Annotated in this window: 5 protein-coding genes, 1 pseudogene and 1 CRISPR repeat array; of the genes and pseudogenes, 1 reads left to right on the top strand and 5 read right to left on the bottom strand. The window is 41.3% G+C overall.

Going from position 1 to position 6,401, the window contains the following annotated elements; genetic code table 11:
• Positions 1-27 precede the first annotated feature (27 nt).
• Positions 28-526: a CRISPR direct-repeat array (repeat unit 36 nt; unit sequence GTTTTAGAGCTGTGTTGTTTCGAATGGTTCCAAAAC).
• A 62-nt stretch (positions 527-588) separates the two neighbouring features.
• From ADH52_RS04605 to ADH52_RS04585, 5 genes are all read right to left on the bottom strand, one after another.
• Positions 589-1,266, bottom strand: a complete 678-nt coding sequence (locus tag ADH52_RS04605) for a rhomboid family intramembrane serine protease (RefSeq protein WP_049510375.1) — start codon at positions 1,264-1,266, stop codon at positions 589-591.
• Entirely contained in the window at positions 1,250-1,789 is a 540-nt protein-coding gene (locus ADH52_RS04600; protein ID WP_049510373.1) for a 5-formyltetrahydrofolate cyclo-ligase, read from the bottom strand. Before ADH52_RS04600 ends, ADH52_RS04605 begins: the two co-directional genes overlap by 17 nt.
• 11 nt (positions 1,790-1,800) lie before the next feature.
• Complete coding sequence (locus ADH52_RS04595) at positions 1,801-2,931, bottom strand: N-acetyldiaminopimelate deacetylase (RefSeq protein WP_049510371.1); 1,131 nt, start codon at positions 2,929-2,931, stop codon at positions 1,801-1,803.
• A gap of 66 nt (positions 2,932-2,997) precedes the next feature.
• A complete protein-coding gene (gene dapD, locus ADH52_RS04590; RefSeq protein WP_000127443.1) occupies positions 2,998-3,696 on the bottom strand; it encodes a 2,3,4,5-tetrahydropyridine-2,6-dicarboxylate N-acetyltransferase in 699 nt (232 codons plus the stop codon).
• A 228-nt stretch (positions 3,697-3,924) separates the two neighbouring features.
• Positions 3,925-4,836, bottom strand: coding sequence for a DMT family transporter (locus tag ADH52_RS04585; RefSeq protein ID WP_049510369.1), 912 nt, complete (start codon positions 4,834-4,836; stop codon positions 3,925-3,927).
• 103 nt (positions 4,837-4,939) lie between these two features.
• On the opposite strand from ADH52_RS04585, the pseudogene ADH52_RS10955 reads away from it, so the two are divergent.
• Positions 4,940-6,212: pseudogene (locus tag ADH52_RS10955) on the top strand (transposase).
• The last annotated feature ends 189 nt before the right edge of the window (positions 6,213-6,401 follow it).

Genomic DNA, 6,401 nt, shown 5'->3' with positions numbered 1-6,401 from the left:
GACTTGTCAGGAGGTATCTAATGCCTTGTTTTAGAGCTGTGTTGTTTCGAATGGTTCCAAAACTCTGAAACGTTTGAGTTTGGGGACACGTTACGTTTTAGAGCTGTGTTGTTTCGAATGGTTCCAAAACCTAACAAGCTAGTAGCAAGTAATATCTTCAGTTTTAGAGCTGTGTTGTTTCGAATGGTTCCAAAACCAAACACTATCTGGGTATACACTAACAATCGTTTTAGAGCTGTGTTGTTTCGAATGGTTCCAAAACAAAACTTTGGTACAGGTGTGCCCCCTTGGAGTTTTAGAGCTGTGTTGTTTCGAATGGTTCCAAAACTGGATGGTCACCGGGAACACTTTCAATCAAGTTTTAGAGCTGTGTTGTTTCGAATGGTTCCAAAACTTATAATTTACCTGTAATTACAAAGAAATAGTTTTAGAGCTGTGTTGTTTCGAATGGTTCCAAAACCGGCGACTGCAGAGAAAGGGCTACCGAGAAGTTTTAGAGCTGTGTTGTTTCGAATGGTTCCAAAACACATTAAAAGCTACTCATTTTTCAAGTAGCTTTTTTTCTTATTCAAGTTTACATATTAGTCGTCACAATCCCATTCCCTTGTAGAAAAGCAACACTGCGAGTCCTACGAATAACACTACCGCTCCTAACCTCTGGCTAGTACTATACATCCGTCTTTCTCCTCGGACTGGAAAGATAATTGCTAGAAATGCTCCACCAACTGCTCCCCCGATATGGCCTGCTAGGCTGATTCCTGGAATCAGAACACTTCCAATAATGTTAACCACAAAAAGTGTCAGATAAGATTGCCCTAGCTGTTGGATATAAGGATTACGCGTTGCATAGCGAAGAACAATAATCGCGGCAAATAGCCCATAAAGAGAGGTAGAGGCTCCTGCTGCTAAGGATTTGGGACTAAATACAAAAACAAAGAGATTGCCCATCATTCCTGATAAAAGATAGAGAAAGAAAAACTTCTTGGATCCGAAAATTTCCTCTACTTGCCTACCAAGATAATAAAGGGAAAGCATATTAACAATGAAATGCTCCCAACCAATATGAACAAAAATGGCTGAAAAGAGACGCCAAATTTGCTCAGGAAAGAGGCGAATAGCTGGCCCATACATGGCTCCAAATCGAAATAATGTATCTGCCCTGTCAAAGTTTCCGCCTGCAGTGACCAACATTAGTAAAAATACCAAGGCCGTCACTAAGAGGAAGAAACTCGTCACAGGGTAACGTCTATCAAAGATTTCCTTCATCAATTAATACCTCCTCAACAGGAATATCATGCTTTTCAGGTATAAAGTCCTGAATTTGACAAGGATAAACCGTACTCAAACTATGACCAGAAAAATGTTTCAGATAACGGTCATAATAGCCTCCACCGTATCCTATCCGATATCCTTTCGTCGTAAAAGCCAGACCAGGAACATGAATCAAATCAATCTGAGAGGCATCCACCACTTCCAAATCTCCCTGTGGCTCCAGTAATCCAAAGGAAGTTTTGACCAGTTGTTGCGAATTATAGACTACAAAGTCCATGCGCCCCTTGGGATAAGTTTTGGGTATCAGAACCTTCTTGCCGTCCTTCAGCGCCTGCTCAATCAATCCCTGCGTTTGAAACTCATGAGGGAAAGAGAGGTAGCTTGCGATGACCTTGGCTTCTTGGTAGAAGCGATGTTGTAAAAGTCGTTCTGTTAAAGCTTGGTCTATAGCCTGTTTTTGTTCTTGAGATAAAGCCTTCATTTCTTGCAAGACTTGCTTACGTAATTCCGATTTCATAGACAACCCCTCTACTCTGCTGCCTTCTTTTTCAGGAAACTAGAGACCGCGTCCACCCCAATAGCTAAGGCTTCTTCCTTAGGACTCATCTGAGGGTGATGAAGGGCGTAGGGACTATCAATACCTAGCCAGAACATAACGCCATCAACTTTTGAAAGGAGATAACCAAAGTCTTCACCTGTCATAGCAGGTTCGATATCAATCAACTCGATTCCCTCTTTTTCTTCAAAGAAGTCCATCAGTTCACGCGCCAAGGCTGGATTATTCTCAACAGGCAGATAACCACCTTGCTTGAGTTCCACTTCGACTTCCATATCAAAGGCTGCTGCAACTCCTTCTGCAACTGTTTTGACCCGCTTTTGCACCAAGAGACTCATGTCCTGTGTCAAAGCCCGAATAGTTCCATGTAAAAAGGCTGTGTCTGTGATGACATTGTTGGTTGTTCCGGCTTGGAAAAGACCAAAGGTCACCACTGCTCCCTCGATTGGATTAACATTGCGGCTAACCACTGACTGTACTTGGGTCACAAAGTAACTAGCAGCCACCAAGGCATCATTAGCTTCATGTGGAAAGGCTGCGTGGCCACCTTTGCCTTTGAAACGGATTTTCACCTCACAAGTTCCTGCAAAGAGTGTATGAGTATTGGTCGCAATCTGTCCAACCTTCAAATCTGGACGGACATGGAGTCCATAAAATTGGTCTGGTAACCAATCTCCAAAAGCGCCATCCTCATACATGAGCATGCCACCAGCTTCATTCTCTTCAGCAGGCTGAAATAGGAAGAGCAAATTATTTTTAGGTTGCTCTTCAAGGGCTCGCTCAAGACAGCCCAAAGCAATAGTCATGTGGAAATCATGGCCACAAGCGTGCATACGACCTTGGTGCTGAGAAGCGAAAGGAAGACCTGTTTGTTCGACAATAGGCAGGCCATCAATATCTGTTCTCCAACCAATGGTACGCTCTGGCTGACTTCCCTGCAAATAAACCAAAATCCCTGTCCTCCAAGTTCGAACTTGGACAAAATCCTTGCCCGCAGTCAATTTCTCAATCACATCCAGCAAATAAGCCTGAGTCTTGAACTCCTCCAAGCCAATCTCTGGAATCTGGTGCAAATCTCGTCTAGTCTGAATCAAATCTAACATCTATCTGTCCTCCTATATAGCAGAAAGAGGCTAGAAAAGAGTTCCGCCTCTATTTTTCATTTACAATTACAAGGTACGAAGCGCATCTTCTAGCGCTGTTTTTTGTTGAGTTTGGGCATCAATCTCTTTGATGATACGAGCTGGAACACCTGCTACCACCACGTTTTCTGGGACATCTTGGGTAACGATAGCTCCTGCCGCGACAACTGAACCACTACCGATTTGAACTCCTTCGATAACCACTGCATTGGCCCCGATGAGAACATTGTCTCCGACACGGACTGGTTCAGCACTAGCTGGCTCAATCACACCTGCCAAAACTGCACCTGCACCAACGTGACTGTTTTTCCCCACGATAGCACGGCCACCAAGGATAGCACCCATGTCAATCATGGTTCCTGCACCAATTTCAGCACCGATATTGATAACTGCTCCCATCATGATAACAGCATTGTCACCAATTTCAACCTGATCACGGATAATCGCACCCGGCTCAATACGAGCGTTGATAGCACGTTTATCTAGCAAGGGAACTGCAGAATTACGAGCGTCTTGCTCAACAACATAGTCTTGATTTTCTACCAAGCCATCGAGAAGAGGAGCTACATCCTTCCAGTCTCCAAATAGGACATTCCCTAGTTTGACAACAGAGCTAGGTACAGCAGTTGCAAGTTCTCCCTCAAAGGTTACTTTTACACTGGTTTTCTTCTCAGCATTGGCGATAAATTGGATAATTTCTTGTGCGTTCATTTTTGTAGCAGTCATAGGCGCCTCCTAGTTCATTTTAATGATACCTATTCTACCAAAAAAGGCCTCAAATTTGAAGCTTTTTTGTTTGTTTTTAGGGATGATTTTTAGGGATGTGAGATAAAACGTGCTGTCGGTAAAAGCAAGCTCCTACCGATACAAGCTAAAAACACTCTTCACAACTATCTCCCCGTGTTTTATTGACTATTCTAGTATAGCACACTTTTAGAATTAAGAACGGACTTTTTATTTACTTTCTTTCGCTTCTTCTATCGATAGGAAAATCATGGGCAAAATAATCAAGGCCATAGCTAGAAGGAGGGACCAATCCACTACCAAGCCTAAAAACAAAACACTCAAGAGAGCAGAAGAGAGAGGTTCACTGGCACTGATAACGGAAACAACCAGAGGAGAAACCAAGGAAACAGCCTTCATGGAAATAAAAAAGGCAAAAGCTGTCCCAAAAAAAGCGATAATGAGACAAATCAAAATACTCCAAATATCAGGAACAAAGGAAAGCTGATAAACCGGCGAGAGGACATTGCTAAATAAACCGGCCAAAATCATCCCCCACCCAACCGTGGGTACAAAACCATATCTCTTAGCGAAAGGCTGAGGTAGGATAACATTAAACATGACCCCCATGGCACTCAGCAAACCTGTAATAAGGGCCAGTGGCGTCATGGATAACTGAGAGAGATCCCCTTTTGTCGCCATCAAGCAAACACCCAACATGGCAACCAAAACATAGAAAATAGCGCTTTTTGACGCTCGTTTTTGATAAACCAAACGATTGTAAAAGAGGATAAAGACAGGACTGATAAACTGTAAAATAGTTGCTGTAGCTGCATTTGAGTATTCTACACAGAGATAGAAAAAATACTGAACTGAAAAAATCCCCAAAATAGAATAAGCTAAAAAGGGCAGGTAATTTTTCTTATCTCGCCAAATATCTAGCACTTGCGATTTTAATTGCACTGCAGACCAAATGAGCACAAGACTCCCTGCCAGTGTCAAACGCATAGAGGTAATCCAGCCAGAGGACACTTGATAATAAGTAAAGAAATATTCTCCTAAAATTCCACAGATTCCCCAGATTAAGCCGGATAGGAGCGAATAAATTGTTCCTTTAACAATCTTTTTCTGATACTGATTCATACCTTTATTGTAACACGAAAGGAAAAAAGAAAAAAGTGGCAATAGAAAAGTCCCATAAGATCTATAATGAAAAGTTACCAAACAACTCATTAGAAAGAATCATATGGAACAACTACACTTTATCACAAAACTACTCGATATTAAAGATCCTAATATCCAAATTATGGATGCTATCAATAAGGGTAACTTCTCAAAGTAACTTCCACTTTTACTAGCGGTGTAACTTAGTTTGGGAATTTAGCTGTTATCAATAGGAATACCCACAAGTAAATCATCTCTAAACTGGAATACGATGCCCCATCTTGTCCTCATTGTGGGAAGTCAAATGAAGAAATATGACTTTCAAAAACTGTCTAAGATTCCTTACCTTGAAACGACTGGTATGACTGCTAGAATTCTGCTTAGCAAGCGTCGATTCAAGTGCTATCACTGTTCAAAAACGATAGTGGCTGAGACTTCTATCGTCAAGAGGAATCACCAAATCCCTCGTATCATCAACCAAAAGATTACTCAAAAGCTGATTGAAAAGACTTCTATGACCGATATTTCACATCAGCTAGCCATTTCAACTTCAACTGTCATTCGTAAGCTCAATGACTTTCACTTTGAGTGTAACTTTAGCCATTTGCCTGAAATTATGCCCTTGGACGTTAAAACAGTCAGGTGAGTGACTGTTTCAATCGGTAGATGAAGATGAGGTTCATTGAGCAAGATTTTGATAATCTCAGTATCATAGCTGTTCTTGAGGGTAGAACACAAACTATCATCCGAAATAACTTTCTTCGCTACCATAGAGCTGTTCGCTGTCAGGTAAAAATTATTACTATGGATCTGTTTAGTCCTTATAATGACTTGGTTAAACAGCTTCGCTTTCGAATTTCTAGGCTCAGGCTGAAACAGTCTCCCAGACTGTTTCACTCCCAAACGCTAAAATCGTGTTGGATCGTTTCCATATTATTGTCCAACACATGAGCCGTGCTATGAGTTGTGTGCGTGCCCAAACTAATAAAGAAATTCTAGACAAGCTTTTGAGCTATTCAGAAGACTTGAAACACCACTATCATTTCTATGACTCTTGCCTTTTCACTTTCAGAATAAGGAACCGGATAAATTTTTCGGGCTCATTGAGGACAATCTAAAGGAGGTTCATCCCCTTTTTCAGACTGTCTTTAAAACATTTCTAAAGGACAAAGAGAAAATCGTCAACACCCTTCAATTCCCCTATTCAAATGCCAAACTGGACGCGACTAATAATCTCATCAAACTAATCAAACGAAATGCCTTTGGTTTCCGAAACTTTGTAAACTTCAAAAACGGATTTTTATCTCCCTAAATATCAAAAAGAACGGACAAAATGTGGCCTTTCTCGAGCTTAGCTTTTCTTCAACCCACTACAGTTAACAATGAGCCAATAAAAAAAGAGAGAAGCAAACTGATTCTCTCTTAATGTATATAATATCTAGTTAAACAAAAAAAGATACGCTTACATATCTCTGTAATGAATCGGGAAGACAGGATTCGAACCTGCGACACCTTGGTCCCAAACCAAGTACTCTACCAAGCTG

It is taken from the genome of Streptococcus pseudopneumoniae (assembly GCF_001072665.1).
Taxonomy (GTDB): domain Bacteria; phylum Bacillota; class Bacilli; order Lactobacillales; family Streptococcaceae; genus Streptococcus; species Streptococcus pseudopneumoniae_S.
Note: the sequence above shows the minus strand (reverse complement) of the source record. Positions and strands in the feature narration are given on the sequence as shown.

Bases quoted from the DNA above. Each gene is read 5' to 3' on its own strand.
- ADH52_RS04585 (WP_049510369.1), bottom strand. From the start codon at position 4,836: ATGAATCAGTATCAGAAAAAGATTGTTAAAGGAACAATTTATTCGCTC.
- ADH52_RS04605 (WP_049510375.1), bottom strand. From the start codon at position 1,266: ATGAAGGAAATCTTTGATAGACGTTACCCTGTGACGAGTTTCTTCCTC.
- ADH52_RS04595 (WP_049510371.1), bottom strand. From the start codon at position 2,931: ATGTTAGATTTGATTCAGACTAGACGAGATTTGCACCAGATTCCAGAG.
- ADH52_RS04600 (WP_049510373.1), bottom strand. From the start codon at position 1,789: ATGAAATCGGAATTACGTAAGCAAGTCTTGCAAGAAATGAAGGCTTTA.
- dapD (WP_000127443.1), bottom strand. From the start codon at position 3,696: ATGACTGCTACAAAAATGAACGCACAAGAAATTATCCAATTTATCGCC.